The sequence below is a fragment of the Delftia sp. NA_296.1 genome (assembly GCF_052692095.1).
Genome location: NZ_JBQZGF010000001.1, coordinates 80,990 through 98,231 on the forward strand (window position 1 = coordinate 80,990; position 17,242 = coordinate 98,231).

Genomic DNA, 17,242 nt, shown 5'->3' on the forward strand with positions numbered 1-17,242 from the left:
ATGAAGATGACAGGCCAGCCAGAGAAGGTGTGCTACCGAGCCATTGAGCGGGCTATCAGCCGCGGCTACTTGGAGTGTGGAGTGGGCCCATGGTGGGCATGGCTGGAACCAAAGGGCAGAGACCTGCTGGAGCAGAGCAAGCAAGAGGCAAGGGATGCCCCAGAGACCCCTTAGGCCCTGCTGCCACAAGGGATGCAGAGAGCTGCACCGCAACGCGAACAGCTACTGCGACAAGCATCAGGAAGAAGCCAAGGCTTGGGCAAGGCCCAGCAAGACTCATGAGGATCGGCTGAGAGGCAGGAAGGCTCAGGCTCGACGCCTCAGGCTGTTTGCCCAGGACCCGCACTGCGCGATATGCGGGAAGTTGACTGACTGGCCGGATCGATTCGAGATCGATCACATCGTCCCGATATCACAGGGTGGGAAGGACGACGACGGCAACCTGCAGTTGCTCTGCATGCACAAGGCTCCCGACGGCACCAAGTCAGGCTGCCACGCAGAGAAGACGGACAAGGATCTGAGGCGGCGCAAGGCAGGCTAGGTCGGCTCAGGCTGATGATTCTCTGTGCAAATTCCGCATTGTGGAAATGTTGCATAAATCATACGTTTAATAAGTGGAACGTTGTAAAATAGAGACGTTTTACCGGTGGCACGGGGGGCGCCCCATGAACCAAGGGGCGACCAGCCAGGACACCGCGCCCCCAGTCTCTTTTTTGTCACCGCGAAATTTGAAGTTTGGCAATTGCGCCGGAGAAGCCTATGGCAGGGGTCGCAGGTAAATCAGGTCGCAAGCCAAAGCCGGTCGCTCAGAAGCAACTGGCGGGAAATCCTGGGAAGCGTGCGCTGAATACGGCTGAGCCGGATTTCGGCCTGGTCACGAATATCGACTGCCCGATATGGATGGGCGAGTACGGCCGGCAGCTTTGGGAAACGGTCGCGCCATTGCTGTGTGGTCAGAAGGTGATGCAGGCCACTGACGTGCAGAACCTTGAGGTGTACTGCAATGCATATGACCAGTTCCGCATGGGTCAGGAAGAGGTCCGAAAGAATGGTGTGACGGTGGCCACCGCGCAGGGAAGCATTGTGAAGAATCCCGCAGTGACTGCTGTCAAAGAGGCCTCGGCAATGATGGCGAGTTACGGCGGCCTGCTCGGCCTTGATCCTTCGAGCCGGCAGCGCCTTGTTGGCAAGAAGCCGGAAGGCAATGGCAACCCGTTCTTCGAACTGCTGAATGGCAATGGCTAAGAGCGGGTTGGGAGCGGAAGTCCTGAAATTTGCTCAGGACGTTGTTGGCGGGAAATTCCCGGCTTGCCGGTACGTGAAGCGGGCCTGCCAGCGTCACATTGATGACCTGGAGCGATCCAAGGATGCGGATGCGCGGTACTTCTTTGATGAGAAGGAGGCCCAGCGCAAGATTGCCTTGATTGAGTTGCTGCCACACACAAAGGGCGAGTGGGCGTTCAAGCGGCAACTGGTGACGCTGGAGCCATGGCAGAAGTTTGGCCTGGCTTGCACCTTTGGTTGGAAGCGGAAGAGCGATGGCCTGCGCAGGTTCCGCGAGAGCTACTGGGAAGTCAACCGTAAGAACGGAAAGAGCGTGATTGCCGCAGGCGTTGGTTTGGCGATGTTCACGCTGGACAACGAATTTGGCGCCGAGGTGTATTCCGGCGCCACGACTGAGAAGCAGGCCTGGGAGGTTTTTCGGCCGGCGCGGCTGATGGTCAAGCGTTCGCCGATGCTGGTGGAAGCTGCCGGTATAGAGATCAACGCCTCGAACCTGAACAAGCCTGCCGATGGCAGCCGGTTCGAGCCGATCATTGGGAATCCTGGTGACGGTGCCAGCCCGTCGTGCTCCATCGTGGACGAGTACCACGAGCACGACAGTGATGTGCTGTACACGACGATGCTGACCGGCATGGGCGCGCGCAAGCAGCCGCTGATGTTCATCATCACGACGGCCGGCGCGAATATCGAAGGCCCGTGCTATGACAAGCGCCGCGAGGTCGTGGAAATGCTTGAGGGCACGGTCCCGAACGACGAGCTTTTCGGTTGGATCTGGACGATTGACGAAGGGGACGACTGGAAGGACCCCGCGGTCTTGGCCAAGGCCAACCCGAATATCGGTGTGTCGGTCTATCAGGAATACCTGGAGAGCCAGCAGCGGCGCGCGATCCAGCAGGCCCGCTTCACGAACACGTTCAAGACCAAGCATCTGGGCGTATGGGTGACAGCGAAGTCTGGGTTCTTCAACGTCGCGCAGTGGGAGTCCCTGAAGGATGAGACGCTGACGCTGGAGAAGTTTGAGGGGCAGCCCTGTGTGCTTGGCTTCGACTTGGCACGAAAGCTGGACATGAACAGCATGGCGAGGCTTTTCTGGCGCGACATCGCCGGCAAGCGGCACTACTACAGTGTGGCGCCAAAGTTCTGGGTGCCAGAAGATACGGTGATGAACTCCGACAACCGCCGCATGGCGGAGCGGTTTCAGAAATGGGTGAATGCCGGCTTGCTGACGCAGACGGATGGCGCTGAGATTGACTACCGAGAGATCCTGGAAGAGGCCAAGGAAGCGAACAGGCTGAATCCTGTGCAGGCCAGTCCGATTGACCCGCATGGCGCGACGAACCTTGCGCATCAGCTTGATGATGAAGGGCTGAGCCCCATCACCATCACGCAGAACTACACGAACATGTCGGATCCGATGAAGGAGCTGGAAGCAGCTATCGCATCCGGCCGATTCCACCACGACGGCAACCCCATCATGACCTGGTGCATGGCCAACGTGATTGGCAAGACGCTGCCAGGGAATGACGACGTTGTGCGCCCGATCAAACAGGGCAACGACAACAAGATCGACGGTGCGGTAGCCCAGATCATGGCCGTAGGCCGGGTGATGGTGCCGCCCGAGACGCCCACAAAGTACGGCGTCTTTTTCGTCTGAACGCGCAACAAAACCACTGAACCCGCCTTGTGCGGGTTTTTGCATTTGGGAGAGCCTATGAACAAGGCCTATAGCCTGCTGGAAGTCAAAGCAGTTGACAACGAGCAGCGCATCATCAGAGGAATCGCGACGAGTCCCCGTCCAGACCGAACGCTCGATGTCGTTGACCCGTTCGGTGTGCAGGTGGCTGCGGACATCCCACTATTTCTGTATCACGACTCAACCAAGACGGTAGGCCGTGCCAGTTTCGGCAAACCCACGTCGAAGGGCATCCCCTTTGAGGCGCGGCTTCCAATCGTCACAGAGCCCGGGACTCTGAAGGATCGCGTGGACGAGGCCTGGGGCATGGTAAAGCACGGGCTTATCACCGCAGTAAGCATCGGGTTCCGAGTGCTGGATGGCGCCGTGGAGAACCTCAAGGGCGGTGGCTACAAGTTCCTCTCGACAGAGGTCATGGAGCTTAGCCTAGTCCCCGTGCCAGCCCAGCCGGATGCGGTCATCCAGGGCTGGAAGTCCATGGGCGACGAAGCCCAGAAGACAGCATTGCTTTTCAGCGCTCAATCAATCGACACCGCAGCGCGCGCCTCGTCTGGCAGCAAAGCGCGCAGTGGCGTCGAGCCAGCGGAGAAATCCGCACCACCTCCCGGCGTTTCGGGAACACCAAAGCAGCCCGCCTCTGGCGGGTTTTTTTATGCCCGAAAGAAAGGGAAGGACAGCATGAACATCGCTGAACAAATCGAAGCCGCAAAGGCAAAAATCTCTGCTCTGCAGAAGTCCATGGAAGACCTGATGAAGGTTGCGGCTGATGCCGGCACCACTCTGGATGCCGCCCAGTCCGAAGAATTCGACGGCCACGAAGCCGAAGTGGCAAGCGTCACCGCCCACCTGAAGCGCCTGGAAAGCATGCAAAAGACGGCTGTGGCCACTGCACGCCCAGTGGTGGGCACCAGCGACGAAACCGCGGCGGCATCGCGCGGCGGCCCCGTCAGCGTGAAGAACACGCAAAAGCTGGAAAAGGGCATCGCCTTCGCGCGCGCCGCCAAGTGCCTGGCACTGGGCCACCTGGAACACCGCGACGCCATCCAGATCGCCAAGAGCCTGTTCGGCGAGAACGAGGGCATCGTCAAGGCCACGCAGATGCTGGTGACCAAGGCCGCTGTGCCTGCGGCCACCACAACGGACACGACCTGGGCCGGAGCGCTGGTCGGCGAAGAGACCAACGTTTTCGCCGACTTCGTGGAGTTCCTGCGCCCCATGACGATCCTCGGCCGCTTTGGCCAAGGTGGCGTGCCTGGTCTGCGTCGTGTGCCGTTTCGTGTCCCACTGATCGGCCAGACGACTGGTGGCGCTGGCTACTGGGTTGGCGAAGGCCAAGCCAAGCCACTGACGAAGTTCGACTTCAACCGCACGACGCTGGAGCCACTGAAGGTCGCCAACATCGCAGTGGCGACCATGGAAGTGATCCGCGACAGTTCGCCATCGGCTGACGTGATCATCCGCGACCAACTGGCGGCGGCTCTTCGCGAGCGTTTGGACATCGACTTCATCGATCCGGCCAAGGCTGCCGTCTCTGGCGTGTCTCCCGCATCGATCCTGAACGATGTGACGGGCATCGTGTCCAGCGGCACGGACGCTGATGCAGTGCGTGCCGACATCAAGGCCCTGTTCTCGGCGTTCATCGCAGCGAACAACGCGCCCACGTCTGGCGTCTGGGTGATGCCCGCCACCACTGCGCTGGCGCTGAGCCTGATGCAGAACCCTCTGGGTCAATCTGAGTTCCCGGGAATCTCCATGACGGGTGGCACGCTGTTTGGCCTGCCGGTGATCGTCTCCGAGTACGTGCCCACCGACTCCAGCGGCGCCATCGTGGCGCTGGTCAACGCCAGCGACATCTACCTGGGCGACGAAGGCGGAATTGATCTGTCGATGTCCACCGAGGCCTCCCTGCAAATGGACAACGCGCCGGATAACCCCACCACCGCATCGACGGTGATGGTGAGCCTGTGGCAGCGCAACCTGGTCGGCTTCCGTGCCGAACGGGCCATCAACTGGGCGCGCCGCCGTCCGACCGCCGTGGCCTACCTGACCGGCGTGAACTGGGGTGCTGGCGCTTAAGACAGCCGTCTGGCGGAAGGGGCTCTGAAATGGGCTCCTTTCTCAAGACCCACAGGAGATTCCATGGCAAAAGTTACCTTCACGCACCAGAAGAGCGGGCGCGAGGAAGTCATGCACGAGCGCTATGCCAAGGTGCTGAGCAGGATGGGGCGCGGGACGTACATGACCCGTGACCTCCGTGCGGACGTTCCAGTTGCACCGCAGCGTCAAGCTGAACCCACCCATGAGCCTGTCGGCATCTCTGTCGCGGACGATGGGCTAGACGCGCTGGGAAAAGAAGAGCTGCACGCCATCGCCAAGGAGCGAGGCATCACCGTGCATCACGCGGCTGGGGCTGAAAAGGTGCGCGCAGCTCTTCGCGAGGCTGAGGCGCAATGATTTCGAAAATCCGACTGATGCTTGCGGGCATGTATGGCGTGGCGCGCGAGATGGCCGCCAATGCCGTGCTATGGCACATCGCCATAGGCCTGGCTGGAATCGGTGCCATCGTGGCTGGCGTGCATGTGCAATTCGGCCTGGGTTGGGCATTGATGGCGGGAGGCATTGGACTGCTCGGCGCATCGGCATACATCAAGAGGGGCCTGAATGGCTGAAGTTTCACTGCTCCGCGCTCTAGGCGCATCGGCGCGCAGCAAAAGCGTGCTGTCGTCGGTGCCGGGCAGTGGTCGCGGCTGGTTCCCGTGGGTGAGCGAGCCATACCCAGGCGCTTGGCAGCGCGACGACGAACTGAAGGCGAAGGATGTCCTGTGCTCTCCCATCGTCTATGCCTGCATCACCTTGATCGCCAACGACATCGGGAAGCTGCGCGCACGCCTGGTGAAGAAGGACGACAACGGAATTTGGTCCGAGGTGGAAACCTCATCTCCGTTCTGGCTCCCTCTGCGCAATCCCAACCGCTACCAGAACCACATCCAGTTCAAGCAGTGGTGGATGATGTCGAAGCTCCGATTCGGGAACACCTACGCCTTGAAGGAGCGTGACAATCGCGGCATGGTAGTGCGGCTCTACGTGCTGGACCCTTGCCGCGTGACGCCCCTGGTGTCTGATGACGGATCGGTGTTCTACCAGCTCAGCCAGGACAACCTGGCGGGCGTGCCGGAAACCAGCATAACTGTCCCAGCGAGCGAGATCATCCATGACCGGATGAACTGCTTGTACCACCCTTTGGTGGGCATCTCGCCACTGTATGCGGCGGCCATCGCGGCTGGCATCGGGATCAAGATCCAGCGCAACGTCGCCTCTTTCTTCGGCAACAGTTCCACGCCCAGCGGCATTCTGATAGCCCCGGGGAACATCACTCCAGAGAACGCCAAGGACATCAAGGACTCCTGGGATGCAGGCTACTCGGGCGTGAATTCCGGAAAGGTTGCAGTTCTGGGCGACGGGATGAAATTCGAACCTATGAGTCAAAAGGCGACGGACTCGCAGCTGATCGAGACCATGCAATGGTCAGATGAGCGGATCTGCTCCGTCTTCCACGTACCTGCATACAAAGTCGGCGTGGGCGACACGCCGAGCTACAACAACATTGAAGCATTGGACCGCGCCTACTACTCCAGTTGCCTGCAGACCCCCATTGAAGAGATGGAGGCCTGCCTGGATGATGGCCTGGGCCTCGATGGAGTGACGCGCGGCGTGGATCTCGACTTGGATGGCCTGATGCGGATGGACAGCAAGACCCAGATGGAAACCATCGAGGCCGGTATCCGGGCAAAGGTCTTCAAGATCAATGACGGACGAAGGAAGGTCAATCTGACTCCCATCGAAGGCGGCGATACGGTCTACATGCAACAGCAGGACTATCCGATCAGCGAGATTCATAAGAACAAAATTGAGTCCGGTACTAGCGCTCCAGCACCCGCGCCGCAAGTCAGCGATCAGCCCGCACAAGAGGTCCAGACTTCTCCAGAAGACCAAGCGCGCGAAATGACCGCGCAGCTCGTGAAGGCCCTGCAAGATGGCCTCGCCGCGTGATGGGCGCGATGGCCGCGATGGAGCGCCAGGAGAGCAAGGGCCGATAGGGCCGCCTGGACCACCGGGCCCGAGAGGGCTTCAGGGTGCCCCAGGAGAAACTGGAGCTACAGGTCGCGCTGGCGAGCGAGGCGCGGCCGGAGAGATCGGGCTAACTGGAACAACTGGCCCGCGAGGATTGCAAGGTCCGGCAGGCAGGGAAGGAGCCAAGGGTGCTACAGGGCCACGCGGACCAACTGGACCAGAAGGAAAGCGCGGAGAAGTCGGCCCGATGCCAGAGCATCAATGGGATGGCACGAAGCTGCGTTTTGAGCAGCCATGGGGCTGGGGGCACTGGGTAGATCTCAAAGGGCCGCCAGGAAGTTCTTCTGGCGCTGGTGGTGGATCCGGCTTCCCGAGCCGAATCCCAGAAGCGGACACAGTCGAGGATGGCGACACTATGCTCATTCTCCGAGGAAACAAGATCATGAAGGTCAAGATCAAGCTCGGCGGCTCTGGGCCTGTCCCTGCTGATGCGGTGACTGTGAATGGCGTGCCGGTAACGGTCAACGGTGAATATGTGGTGCAGGGATGACGATTGAACACTCCGTAATTCCCGCTGGAGAAATCCATGCGCCGCACAACTGGGTTGTGGCCGATGAGGCAGCCAGGCTGGCGCTTTCGGTCTCGGCTGGCGATGTGCGCAAGTACGCCTATCAGGCAAACGACAAGACAGAGTGGATGCTAGAAAGCGTTGGCCCTGCAGTCTGGGTTCAGCGTGGCGCGCAAGGGACTGCGGGTGCAACTGGAGCAACCGGCGCTACAGGGCCGTCTGGCGCTGATGGAGCAACAGGGCCTCAGGGTCCTCAAGGCGCCAAAGGCGATCAAGGGCCTATCGGACCAACTGGCCCCAAGGGGGATGATGGAGCCATTGGTCCTACAGGGACAACAGGCCCAACGGGTCCAACCGGTCCAACAGGTGGCGCAGGAGATGTCGCGGCGCTCGTTCATGCTGCAACAGCGAAACCAACGCCAGCTGACTCAGACGAACTGGCCCTCATAGACAGCGCTGCCTCGTTCTCTCTAAAAAAGCTGACTTGGTCGAGCCTGAAGGCATCACTGCTGTCGTTTTTCCAGGGGCAATTCCGAGAAAAGCTAACGGCTGCGCGCACATACTACGTCCGCACCGACGGTAGCGACAGCAATACAGGACTGAGTAATACGGCTGGTGGGGCGTTCCGCACACTGCAGAAAGTTGCGGAAGTGGTCGTTCAAATGGATTTTGGTGGTTTTACTGTGACCGCCCAGCTTGCCGATGGCACCTACACAGACTCAGCTGTATTCACCAGAACGCTAAATGGCAGGGTGTCGATTGTTGGGAACGCATCAAGCCCAAGCAATGTGGTCATATCGACATCTGCAAGCTGCATCACGTCGTCCGGTACAGGCACGGACGTGACGGTCTCGAAATGTCAGCTTCAGTCGTCATCTGTCTCGGCGCTAGTCGGCACAAATGGTGCGTACATCACCGGCACCGACAACATCTATGGGGTGTGCGCCTTCGCGCATGTAGCTGCACTGCTCAGGGGGCAAGTCGTCATCACGGGCACGGCGCAAATCATTGGCAACGCCCCATCCTTTGCAAACCTCGATAACGGCTTCCTCGACACCACACTTGTGGCGTTCACTCTTACTGGCTCTCGATCCTTTGCGGCCGCATTTATCTACGCTGGCTCGCTGAGCTACGCGCGTGTAGTGCTCCCTACGTTCACAGGCTCCGCAACCGGTTCACGGTTCACCACTGCGGGCAATTCGATGATCAACGTGAATGGGGCGGGGGACAGCTTCCTACCTGGCAATGCGGCGGGGACTAGGGCCAGCGGGGGTGAATACGCATGATCAGCTACCAGTTGTCGAGCGAAGCGGGGCACGTATTTCGCTGGCGCGATGGCGTGCGAGCAACCATCCCATTGATCGATGCCCCAGGCCTGCCGTCCAATCCCGATGCCGTCGAGTATCGCGCGTGGCTGGCGGCCGGCGGCGTGCCGCTACCTGCCGAGCTGCAGCCGGCAGTCGAGATTGCGGCAGGCCTGCGCCAAGCCCTGGCTGCTGAGTACCGACGCCGCATGCAAGTCATTGCAGCCGGATACCCTCTGAGCGAGCGAGAGAGCTGGCCCGTGCAGACTGAGGAGGCGAGGGCGCTGGAGGCTGACCCGGCGGCGGTCACGCCCTGGATCGACGCTGCAGCGCTGGCGCGCGGGCTGGATCGTCTGGTGCTGGCCCAGCGCATCCGAGAGAAGGATGACGCATACCGCCAAGTGCACGGGCTGCTCACGGGCACGCGGCAGCGTATCGAAGATCAGATCGACGCCGCTGCCGACGACGCACTGGCGCTGTCCCAGATCGATGTCGCGGCCGGCTGGTCTGCGGCCCCCGTGTAGGGTTCGCCGAAAAGGCCCGGCCCCGGAATGATCGGGGCATGAAAACTGAAACCCTCGAAGCCATTGGCGCGGCAGGAAACAAGGCGACGATCCTTGGTGGATCTGTCGCCGTGGCCGGCAAGATGTCTGCAGCAGACCTCGCGGCCTACGTTGGGGCTCTGGTGGCGATCATCGGCCTGTTGATCACCTGGTTCTATAAGCGTGAGGCCGACAAGCTCCGGCGCGCTGATGACGCCAGAAGGGAGCGAGAGTTTCTGCGCAGGGATGCCGAGCGGCAATTGCGCATGGACCTGATGCGAGCCACAGGCGCTCCGGCGCAGCACTACGACACAGATTTGGGTGTGCTCGAGGTGGACGAATGAACGCCGGCCGCGTTTCTGCCGCTGGCCTGAGCATCGGCGCCGCCATCTTGGCGTCTTGGATCGCTGCCGAGGGTTTCAGCTCCGCGCCCATCATCCCGGTGCGCGGCGACGTGCCAACCATCGGCCATGGCGCCACACGCTACGAGGACGGCACACGCGTGACCCTGGCCGACCCTCCCATCACACGCGAACGGGCGCGCGAGTTGGCCATCAACCTGCTGGAGCAGCAGTACGGCGCCTGCGTGCGTGATTCGCTGGGCGAAACGCGGGTGTACCAAGTCGAGTTTGCCCAGGCCGTGGACTTCGCGGGCCAGTACGGCTGCGGTGCCTGGCGCGGCTCCTCGATGCTGGTCAAGACACGGGCTGGCGACTACGCCGGCGCCTGCCAGTCCTACCTGTCCTGGCGATTCATGACCAGCACTCAGCCTTTGCAGGGCTTCAGCGCCTATCGATGGGATGGCGCAGGCCGGCCCACGCGCTGGCGCTTTGACTGCTCGGCACCCGGCAACAAGGTGTGCCGCGGCGTGTGGACACGCCAGCAGGCGCGCCACGCGGCTTGCATGGAGGCCCAGCCTTGATGGCCCGCCTGCACACCCATGCCTGGCAGTTGCTGGCCCTGCTGCTGGCGGCACTGCTGGTCTGGCAGTCGCTGGCACGCCTGGGCGCCGAGCGCGATGCAGCGCAGGCACGCACGGATCTGGCGACCGACCGCCAGGCCGCTGCCACCGCCGCGCTGCACGCATCCGAACGCTATCGACAACGGGAAGGAGCCTACCGTGAACGCCTCGACTTTCTTTCACGCGACACGGACCTGGCCCTGGCGCGCGCTGCGGCGGATGCCGATGCTGCCCGCGCTGCTGCTGGCCGGCTGCGCGGCGACCTCGCCAACTACCTCACCGCCCACCGTGCCGCCGCCCAGGCTCGCGCCGCTGCCGGACACTGCACGCCAGACACCGGCGCCCTCGATCTGCTCGCCGAGCTGCAGCGCCGCGCTGACGAGCGAGCGGGAGCGCTGGCGCGCATTGCTGACGATGCCAGAGCCCGAGGCAGCGCCTGCGAGCGAGCGTATGACGCCGGTAGCGCGATGATCGAGGCAGTTCATTAGAACTGGCTGCCGGCCCACCTAGTGGCGTGTACGTGGCAGAGCAATACGCAGGAGCGCTCTCAGGACCGCTTGTTTGTTTATTGAACAAACCATTGCATCGGATGGTAAACGAGGGTTTTGCTAGCCAAAACACCATCACTAATCCGCACAAGAGCCTGGGAATACTGCCCCTGGGTATTGAGCATGATATGCACAATCTGCGGAGGGCTGTAGACATTAGAGAACTGCGCTCCCATCGAGTTGTCAGAGGCTAGTGGGCTTCCTCCAAAGCAGACGACACCTTGAGCATCGTATTTCACGGCCATCTGGAAGCATGGAACAGACCAAGCATGTTTGCCTGGTACATCTGAAACAACCCTCACGGATGAACCATTGAGGACGGCTGTTCTAAGAGACTGCAAAGATCCAGCAGTGACGTTGCCGGCCGCATCATTCGCGTAGACAAGTGTCCAGGCGTTTGCCCCACCAGTTGCAAGAGCGAGGGCTGCAATAGCAATTGCGTGCTTGATGATCATGGTTGTTTCAATATGTAAAGTGAAGTTGCATTGTACGCAGATTTCGGGTGTCAATCTGTCTTCAGGGCAGTTATTAATAACATATTCAAAAGACTCGGCGGCATTGCAGTGAAGTCCGTGCATTACTGTGGCCCTATGCGCGTTGTGCCAAACGCGCCTAGGAATGGCTGCAGAGCGCGATGCATGCGTCGCTCTGGCCGACGTTGCTGATCTGTTCACGCGGCTGCGGGCGGCCCTGGTGGCGTGCACGCAGCGGATCAGGCTGTAGGCGCTGGATCAGTCGGCGACGACGCGCCGGTGGACTGTGTGTTTTGGGTTTGTGGGATCGATTGCCATGGGCGGCATTGTGCCGCGCACCTGCCGTTACTCGGCTTGCCTCATCGCCGCGGCGCGCGCTGCTTCTGCCGCTTCTCGAGCTTCCTTTTCGGCCTGGATTACCCGTTGCTGTGGCGTCATTGATGCGCCGTCGTAGCCGCCTGTGGCGCGCTCACCGATCTGTATGTGGGAAATCCGAGACGCTCCGTAGAACAGCGCTGCAGCGATGATCAGTAGCACGATGAACCTCATGCAGCCATTGTGCCGTCCGCCCGTCATTTTTTGACGGTCTTGGACGTACACGTAACTTTCGAGAAGCACTACATACCCTTCAGTTGCTGCTTACGCGCAAAGCGCCAAGGTTGGCCGACCATCGCCGGACCGCAACTGTAAACCGGAGTAGGCAAATGGCTAAACCACGATATGACGATTCTCAGCTCAAAGATCTGTTGCTGCAGATGATGGAAACGGAACTCGGAGGTGAGCAGGTGTATAGAACTGCTCTGACCTGCGCCCTGAACGATGACCTAAAAAAGGAATGGGAAGAGTATCTCGAAGAGACGCTCAGCCACCAGAACGTGGTGCGCACTACATGTGAACTGTTGGGGGTCAATCCGGACGAAGCTTCGCCTTCCCGTGATGTCGTGAAGCACATAGGATCATCGCTGGTGAAGGCGATGGAATTGGCTCTCACAGGTGGTAGTGCAGCCGCTGCGCAACTCGTGGCGTGCGAGTGCGTGGTCCACGCTGAGACCAAGGACCACGCCAACTGGGAGCTCCTGGGCAAGGTCGCCGAGGTGGCTACAGGCGAAACGGGCAAGGCCCTCAAGGAGGCTCACGCTCGAGTGGAAAAGGATGAAGATCATCACCTGTATCACACCAAGGGTTGGTGCCGCGAGTTGTGGATCCAGAGCTTGGGTATGCCAGCAGTCCTGCCTCCCCCTGAAGAGGTCAAGCAGGTTGAAACTGCCATCGGCGCATCACGAGCGGAGCAGCAACGCGAATCCATGCTGTGATGCCCAGGACGAGGTGGTTAGAACCTACGCAAGTGCCTCACCGCGCGGAGGTGCTGTTGCTGGTGGATGTCATCAACCCGCTTCAGTTTCCCAATGCCGGGCCTTTGCTGCAGGAAGCGGTACGGGCTGCCCGGCGCATTGTGCGGCTCAAGGCCAGGCTTCGTGAAAAGGGCGTAGCTACGATCTACGCCAACGACAACTACGGCACTTGGCACAGCGAGTTCAGCGACATTCTGGCCGCCTGCCAGGGTTTGGCTGGCGAGCGTGGCGAGATCGCTCGGCTGCTTGCGCCCGATGCGGAGGATCTGGTGATTCTCAAGCCCCAGCATTCGGCCTTTCATTCCACGCCGCTCCTGCATCTGCTGGGCAGAATGCATGCGCGCAGGCTGGTCATCGTGGGGTTTGCTGCGGATATGTGCGTCATGCTCACGGCTACGGATGCACGCATGTCGGGCTACGAGGTCTGGGTGCCCAGCGATTGCACGGCGGCCGAGACGCCTGCGCGGCGGCAGCAGGCATTGCGGCAGTTGAGGCAGGCCTTCAAGTGTTCAGTGCGCGCTTCGGCGCGTAGCCCCTGGGCGGGGCGGAATTGAAGGGGCGTTGGTATGTGGAACCTGGACATCCATCCGTTTGAGTTGTCCGTACGCGCGCTGGCGGTCTATGCCCTGCTGCTGTTGATGATGCGTATAACAGGGCGGCGGACCGTGGGCCAGTTCACGCCATTCGATTTGCTGGTGGTGATGTTGGTGAGCGAGGCGGCGGGGCCCTCAATGACAGGGTCTGATCAGTCCCTGCCTGGGGGGCTGCTGGTGTGCGTGATCCTCATTGCGTTGAATACGGCCGTGGGTTTCGTGACGGCACGCTGGCGCGGTGCAGAAAAGCTGCTGGAGGGCGAGGCGGTGCTTCTGGGGCGGGATGGAAAGATCTTCGAGGGTGCGCGCAAAAGCCACCGGGTATCGCGCAACGATATCGAGAAGGCGCTGCGCGAGGCAGACTGCGAGGAATCAGAAATCCGCTGCATGTTCCTGGAGGCCGACGGATCCATTAGCGTGCAGAAAAAGCAGTAGTCGAACCTGTCAATCCTCTGGGCAGCGCTCCATGGCCCAGTCCAGTGCCGCCTCTGCATCGGCGTGCGGCCCGTCGAAGGCAAGAATGCCGCGCTCATCGTCCCAGAACGACCCAGACCAGCGTCGCGCCGCTGGGAAGGGGCGCCGGCCGTAGTCCACCACGACCGCATACCAGCCCGGCGCCGTGGGCGCGCCGCCCCAGATGAGCGAGTCCATTTGGCTCAGCCAGCGGGCTGCTCCAGTTGCACCGCTCCCTTGCCGACCCAATGCCAGAAGCGGTGGCGCCCGTGGCCATACATCTGCAGCTCGAATGTGATGCGCACGCGCCCGGCAAGCAGGGTGTTGATCTCGCAGGTGATCTGCTGGGGTTGCTCCCGTCCAGCGACAGGCAGCAGGCGCTGAGCTGTCGACATCTCTTCGCCGCGCACTTTTGCGATTACGCCGCGCTCAATTGGGTTTTGCATGATGGGCTTTCAAAACGGAGCGTTGGACTGGCGCACGGACACAGGGCCTATGCCGCTGTAGACAACATCGCCGTCGCTATCGATCACTTGGAACCAGTCGGGATGCAGCTGCTCGATGAAATAGTCCTCCGGCTTACCCGGCATGACTTTGACTTCGGGCGTGCCGAACCAGCGCGGCAGCGTGAGTAATGTGGGGAATTCCTCGTATGTGAGCAGCATGGAGCCTCCTGATGGATCAGTAGTCGAACTCGCAGGACCACTCCTGCGCATGCCATGCGCGGTCACAGTGCTCCAACCCGCTGAACTTCATCCTGCCCGCGCACGCGTAGATCAGCCGCGGCTCGAACAGTTGGTTCTTGCCGTCGTCTCCGAGGATGCGCAGCACGGGAACGGTCCGCTTCTCGCCGGGCACGGGTGCGTGCAGCAGGTCCAGCTCGCCCTTGACGTACTGCAGCGGGCCACGGTGGTAGCTGCGTGCGCCTGCTTTGCGGAGGATGGTGACTTTGACTTTCATGACTGTATAAATATACAGTTATCTGGCAAAGCGAGAAAAGTTAGCATCCACTTATGTGCAATCGATATAACACCCCGCGTGAGATCGAAGTTGAGCGCATGTGGCGGGTCGGCCGACAGGCGCCACTGCCATGGTGGAAGCCGCACGTCACACCACTGGCCCTGGGGCCGTACATCAAGCCCAGTGGCGAGATTGAGGTCGGGCAGTGGGGCATGATCCCGCGCAGCTCGAAGACGCGGCGGCCAATGACTGCAGACGGCAAGCACATGTCCACCAACAACGCCCGGCGCGAGACGATCGGAAAGTCCTGGACGTTCGCACCGGCCTGGTGCGCGGGCCAGCGCTGCCTGATCCCTGTCGAGAGCTGGGTTGAGCCGTACTGGGGCCTGGGCAGCCGGAATGTGTGGTGGTCGTTCCGCCGGGCCGATGGGGAGTCTGCGGCCCTGGCCGGGCTCTACAGCGAGTGGACGGACCCGGAAACCGGCGAGCTGGTGCCGAACTACACGATGATCACCCAGCCCGCAGACGGCCACCCGGTGCTGTCGTTGATGCATCGGCCGGGAAAAGAAAAGCGCGGGGTTGTGATGCTGGAGCCGGGCGACTGGGATGCGTGGCTGCATGGCACGCCGGAACAAGCCGACGCACTGATCAAGCTGCCGCCGCTGGGAGCGTTGCGGAGCGGCGCGGAGAAGGCGGAGGAAGAGGCTCTGCTGCCGGCCGAGCAGTTGCAGGCACTGCGCTCGGAAACCTGACGCACAACAGAACACCCATAACGAAAGCCCGCGATGCGGGCTTTTTGGTGTCCAGTTCGGCGTAGGTTTTGGCGTAGGTTTCTGGAGATTCTCGCTGTTTTCAGAGGAGGCTTACGTTCTGCCATTGAACGACGCCCGCTTCTACTGGTGGATCAGCATCTTACGCGATGCCGGCATTTGACCCAATGCGGAGCGCTCCGCATCTTCAACATCCTGTCCTTCATGCCGCACCGGCATAAACCTCCGCTTGGTCGCCTGAACCTTGGCGCCGCTGGCACTTCGCTGTGCGCACCCGATGTATGCCCGCCTTGCATCTCTACAAAGCGGGCCAAAGCCGCAAGCGGACCCCGCAAAAAAGAAGCCCGCCAGCGGTGCTGCGAGCTTGTGAATGCCTGCGACGTGCAGGCACGGGGAAGAAAAAGTCCGGTGCCCTTTTTAGGGCGCGCCTATGAATTCCAGGAGGAGAACCATGAGTCAACCATAGGCCCGGCTGTTAACCGCATTTCAGCTCGTGACCGGGAACATCGGCCCTGCCAGCGTGGAGATGTACAGCGAGATGAGGGTCACCACGGACCAGAAAAATGTGAGGAAAATATGTCGCATCACAATCTCCTTCAAGTCATTGAACAAGTGCGCGAACCGCCCGAATGCAAGCCTTCGCAAAACGTCGGAAGGGGCTGCGAGATCTGGTGCTGCGCAACTGAATGAGCTGGTAGCTGCCCCTTACCGGAAAGGCATCCAGGAGACTCCGGTGGTAGCGGGCATCAGGGTCCGGATTGAAAGACTCACTCGGTACGACTTGACTCATGCTTATCTCCATCAGCAGGGCATTGCGGGTCTCGGGACTGACGCTATTTCAACTGCTTGTGAGGCTTCCCTGTGCGAGCCAAGTCAGGGTGCTCATGTAGGTCGAGCATGCCCCGTATGTATGAGTTCTTTCGACACGGTGTCCGCTTGGAGCTGCGGCCGTTGAAGGGGCAACGAAAAGGGCCCGCAAGCGGCGAAGTTGCGGGCCCTGGAAGAAAAATGCCGATGCCGTGGTGGCGTGCCTGGGGAAGGGATTTGAGAGGGAGGGAGGAGAAAGCTCCCAGGCTCGGCGGAATCCGTTGCTGGTCAGTATGCAGACCTTTTCTGAAGGAAAGCTTTACGTCGTGTAAAGAAGTTGCAGGTCTGCTGCGTGATGCAGGTGGAACGTGGCTTGACTGCGGCCGGGTTCGCACCCGCTCCGAGCGTATAGCTGTGCATTTGCGCTGTGCATCCGCGCAGTGACGGCGGGGCGTTAACGGCTTGCGTCTGTTTCGTGCAGAGCGCTATCCCACTACTTGGCCGGATGGTCCTTGCGGTACAGCGTCCACTCTTCCATTTCCGTGCCGTTCGGCAGCACGCAGATGCCTTCCTGGCCCTGGGGCGTCTTCTCCATCCGAACTTGTCCGCCGATTTCACCGCAATAGACCGATGCGGGATTGGCCATGCCCACGGAGGGTGCCAGCTTCTGTTGGGCGCATGCGCTGAGTGTCAGTGCCACCAGGGCCATCAGCGCGATTCCTGAGAGTTCCAGTGCTTTGTTCATTGCGCCACTCTATACCTCTGGAGGTTGGGAGTGTTGTTGCGTCCGCAACCTTCGGTTTGCGATGCAAAGGTATGTCAGCGCGGCATTTTGTGCATAGAATGCTGACTCGCTAGCATAC

At 60.9% G+C, this 17,242-nt stretch carries 23 protein-coding genes; 16 read left to right on the plus strand and 7 right to left on the minus strand.

Features of this window, described 5'->3' with window-relative positions; all coding sequences use genetic code 11:
- Nucleotides 1-154: 154 nt before the first annotated feature.
- From ACUTR7_RS00460 to ACUTR7_RS00515, 12 genes are all read left to right on the plus strand, one after another.
- Complete coding sequence (locus ACUTR7_RS00460; protein ID WP_445607832.1) at nt 155-541, plus strand: HNH endonuclease; 387 nt, start codon at nt 155-157, stop codon at nt 539-541.
- Between the two features lie 218 nt (nt 542-759).
- Nucleotides 760-1,245 carry a phage terminase small subunit P27 family gene (locus ACUTR7_RS00465; protein WP_445607833.1) on the plus strand — a complete coding sequence of 162 codons (486 nt, stop codon included), beginning with the start codon at nt 760-762 and terminating at the stop codon, nt 1,243-1,245.
- Nucleotides 1,238-2,938: a terminase large subunit gene (locus ACUTR7_RS00470; RefSeq protein ID WP_445608230.1), complete on the plus strand. Its 1,701-nt coding sequence runs from the start codon at nt 1,238-1,240 to the stop codon at nt 2,936-2,938. Before ACUTR7_RS00465 ends, ACUTR7_RS00470 begins: the two co-directional genes overlap by 8 nt.
- Before the next feature lie 57 nt (nt 2,939-2,995).
- A complete protein-coding gene (locus tag ACUTR7_RS00475; protein WP_445607834.1) occupies nt 2,996-5,053 on the plus strand; it encodes a phage major capsid protein in 2,058 nt (685 codons plus the stop codon).
- Nucleotides 5,054-5,116: 63 nt separating this feature from the next.
- A complete protein-coding gene (locus ACUTR7_RS00480) occupies nt 5,117-5,431 on the plus strand; it encodes a hypothetical protein (RefSeq protein ID WP_445607835.1) in 315 nt (104 codons plus the stop codon).
- Nucleotides 5,428-5,646: a hypothetical protein gene (locus tag ACUTR7_RS00485; protein WP_445607836.1), complete on the plus strand. Its 219-nt coding sequence runs from the start codon at nt 5,428-5,430 to the stop codon at nt 5,644-5,646. The genes ACUTR7_RS00480 and ACUTR7_RS00485 overlap by 4 nt, the downstream gene beginning before the upstream one ends.
- Entirely contained in the window at nt 5,639-7,027 is a 1,389-nt protein-coding gene (locus ACUTR7_RS00490) for a phage portal protein (protein WP_445607837.1), read from the plus strand. The genes ACUTR7_RS00485 and ACUTR7_RS00490 overlap by 8 nt, the downstream gene beginning before the upstream one ends.
- A 567-nt stretch (nt 7,028-7,594) precedes the next feature.
- On the plus strand, nt 7,595-8,902 hold the full coding sequence (locus tag ACUTR7_RS00495; protein WP_445607838.1) for a collagen-like triple helix repeat-containing protein: 1,308 nt from the start codon (nt 7,595-7,597) through the stop codon (nt 8,900-8,902).
- The gene (locus ACUTR7_RS00500; RefSeq protein ID WP_445607839.1) at nt 8,899-9,444 is read left to right on the plus strand and encodes a hypothetical protein; all 546 of its coding nucleotides are present in this window, start codon (nt 8,899-8,901) and stop codon (nt 9,442-9,444) included. Before ACUTR7_RS00495 ends, ACUTR7_RS00500 begins: the two co-directional genes overlap by 4 nt.
- A gap of 38 nt (nt 9,445-9,482) precedes the next feature.
- On the plus strand, nt 9,483-9,806 hold the full coding sequence (locus ACUTR7_RS00505) for a holin (protein WP_034394424.1): 324 nt from the start codon (nt 9,483-9,485) through the stop codon (nt 9,804-9,806).
- The gene (locus tag ACUTR7_RS00510; RefSeq protein WP_445607840.1) at nt 9,803-10,384 is read left to right on the plus strand and encodes a glycoside hydrolase family protein; all 582 of its coding nucleotides are present in this window, start codon (nt 9,803-9,805) and stop codon (nt 10,382-10,384) included. The genes ACUTR7_RS00505 and ACUTR7_RS00510 overlap by 4 nt, the downstream gene beginning before the upstream one ends.
- Nucleotides 10,384-10,911: a DUF2514 family protein gene (locus tag ACUTR7_RS00515; protein ID WP_043791396.1), complete on the plus strand. Its 528-nt coding sequence runs from the start codon at nt 10,384-10,386 to the stop codon at nt 10,909-10,911. The genes ACUTR7_RS00510 and ACUTR7_RS00515 overlap by 1 nt, the downstream gene beginning before the upstream one ends.
- Before the next feature lie 77 nt (nt 10,912-10,988).
- On the opposite strand, the gene ACUTR7_RS00520 is transcribed toward ACUTR7_RS00515, so the two are convergent.
- Entirely contained in the window at nt 10,989-11,426 is a 438-nt protein-coding gene (locus ACUTR7_RS00520; RefSeq protein ID WP_143290040.1) for a hypothetical protein, read from the minus strand.
- Between the two features lie 363 nt (nt 11,427-11,789).
- Nucleotides 11,790-12,044 carry a hypothetical protein gene (locus ACUTR7_RS00525; RefSeq protein WP_392458012.1) on the minus strand — a complete coding sequence of 85 codons (255 nt, stop codon included), beginning with the start codon at nt 12,042-12,044 and terminating at the stop codon, nt 11,790-11,792.
- Nucleotides 12,045-12,148: 104 nt separating this feature from the next.
- Between ACUTR7_RS00525 and ACUTR7_RS00530 the strand changes: the two genes are divergently transcribed.
- The 3 genes from ACUTR7_RS00530 to ACUTR7_RS00540 are packed head-to-tail and all read left to right on the plus strand — an operon-like array spanning nt 12,149 to nt 13,824.
- Nucleotides 12,149-12,757, plus strand: a complete 609-nt coding sequence (locus ACUTR7_RS00530; protein ID WP_096916485.1) for a hypothetical protein — start codon at nt 12,149-12,151, stop codon at nt 12,755-12,757.
- Entirely contained in the window at nt 12,757-13,350 is a 594-nt protein-coding gene (locus ACUTR7_RS00535; RefSeq protein ID WP_445607841.1) for a cysteine hydrolase family protein, read from the plus strand. Before ACUTR7_RS00530 ends, ACUTR7_RS00535 begins: the two co-directional genes overlap by 1 nt.
- Before the next feature lie 12 nt (nt 13,351-13,362).
- Complete coding sequence (locus ACUTR7_RS00540; protein WP_445607842.1) at nt 13,363-13,824, plus strand: DUF421 domain-containing protein; 462 nt, start codon at nt 13,363-13,365, stop codon at nt 13,822-13,824.
- A 9-nt stretch (nt 13,825-13,833) separates the two neighbouring features.
- Here ACUTR7_RS00540 and ACUTR7_RS00545 read toward each other — a convergent pair whose 3' ends face one another.
- Genes ACUTR7_RS00545 through ACUTR7_RS00560 form a run of 4 tightly spaced genes read right to left on the minus strand, consistent with a single transcriptional unit; the run spans nt 13,834 to nt 14,802 of the window.
- A complete protein-coding gene (locus ACUTR7_RS00545) occupies nt 13,834-14,040 on the minus strand; it encodes a hypothetical protein (protein ID WP_445607843.1) in 207 nt (68 codons plus the stop codon).
- A gap of 5 nt (nt 14,041-14,045) precedes the next feature.
- Entirely contained in the window at nt 14,046-14,288 is a 243-nt protein-coding gene (locus ACUTR7_RS00550; protein ID WP_445607844.1) for a hypothetical protein, read from the minus strand.
- A 9-nt stretch (nt 14,289-14,297) separates the two neighbouring features.
- Nucleotides 14,298-14,507: a hypothetical protein gene (locus ACUTR7_RS00555; protein ID WP_445607845.1), complete on the minus strand. Its 210-nt coding sequence runs from the start codon at nt 14,505-14,507 to the stop codon at nt 14,298-14,300.
- Nucleotides 14,508-14,523: 16 nt separating this feature from the next.
- The gene (locus ACUTR7_RS00560) at nt 14,524-14,802 is read right to left on the minus strand and encodes a hypothetical protein (protein WP_099751118.1); all 279 of its coding nucleotides are present in this window, start codon (nt 14,800-14,802) and stop codon (nt 14,524-14,526) included.
- Nucleotides 14,803-14,855: 53 nt separating this feature from the next.
- Between ACUTR7_RS00560 and ACUTR7_RS00565 the strand changes: the two genes are divergently transcribed.
- Complete coding sequence (locus ACUTR7_RS00565) at nt 14,856-15,554, plus strand: SOS response-associated peptidase (RefSeq protein WP_445607846.1); 699 nt, start codon at nt 14,856-14,858, stop codon at nt 15,552-15,554.
- Nucleotides 15,555-16,872: 1,318 nt separating this feature from the next.
- On the opposite strand, the gene ACUTR7_RS00570 is transcribed toward ACUTR7_RS00565, so the two are convergent.
- Entirely contained in the window at nt 16,873-17,124 is a 252-nt protein-coding gene (locus ACUTR7_RS00570) for a putative hemolysin (RefSeq protein ID WP_445607847.1), read from the minus strand.
- Nucleotides 17,125-17,242: the final 118 nt, after the last annotated feature.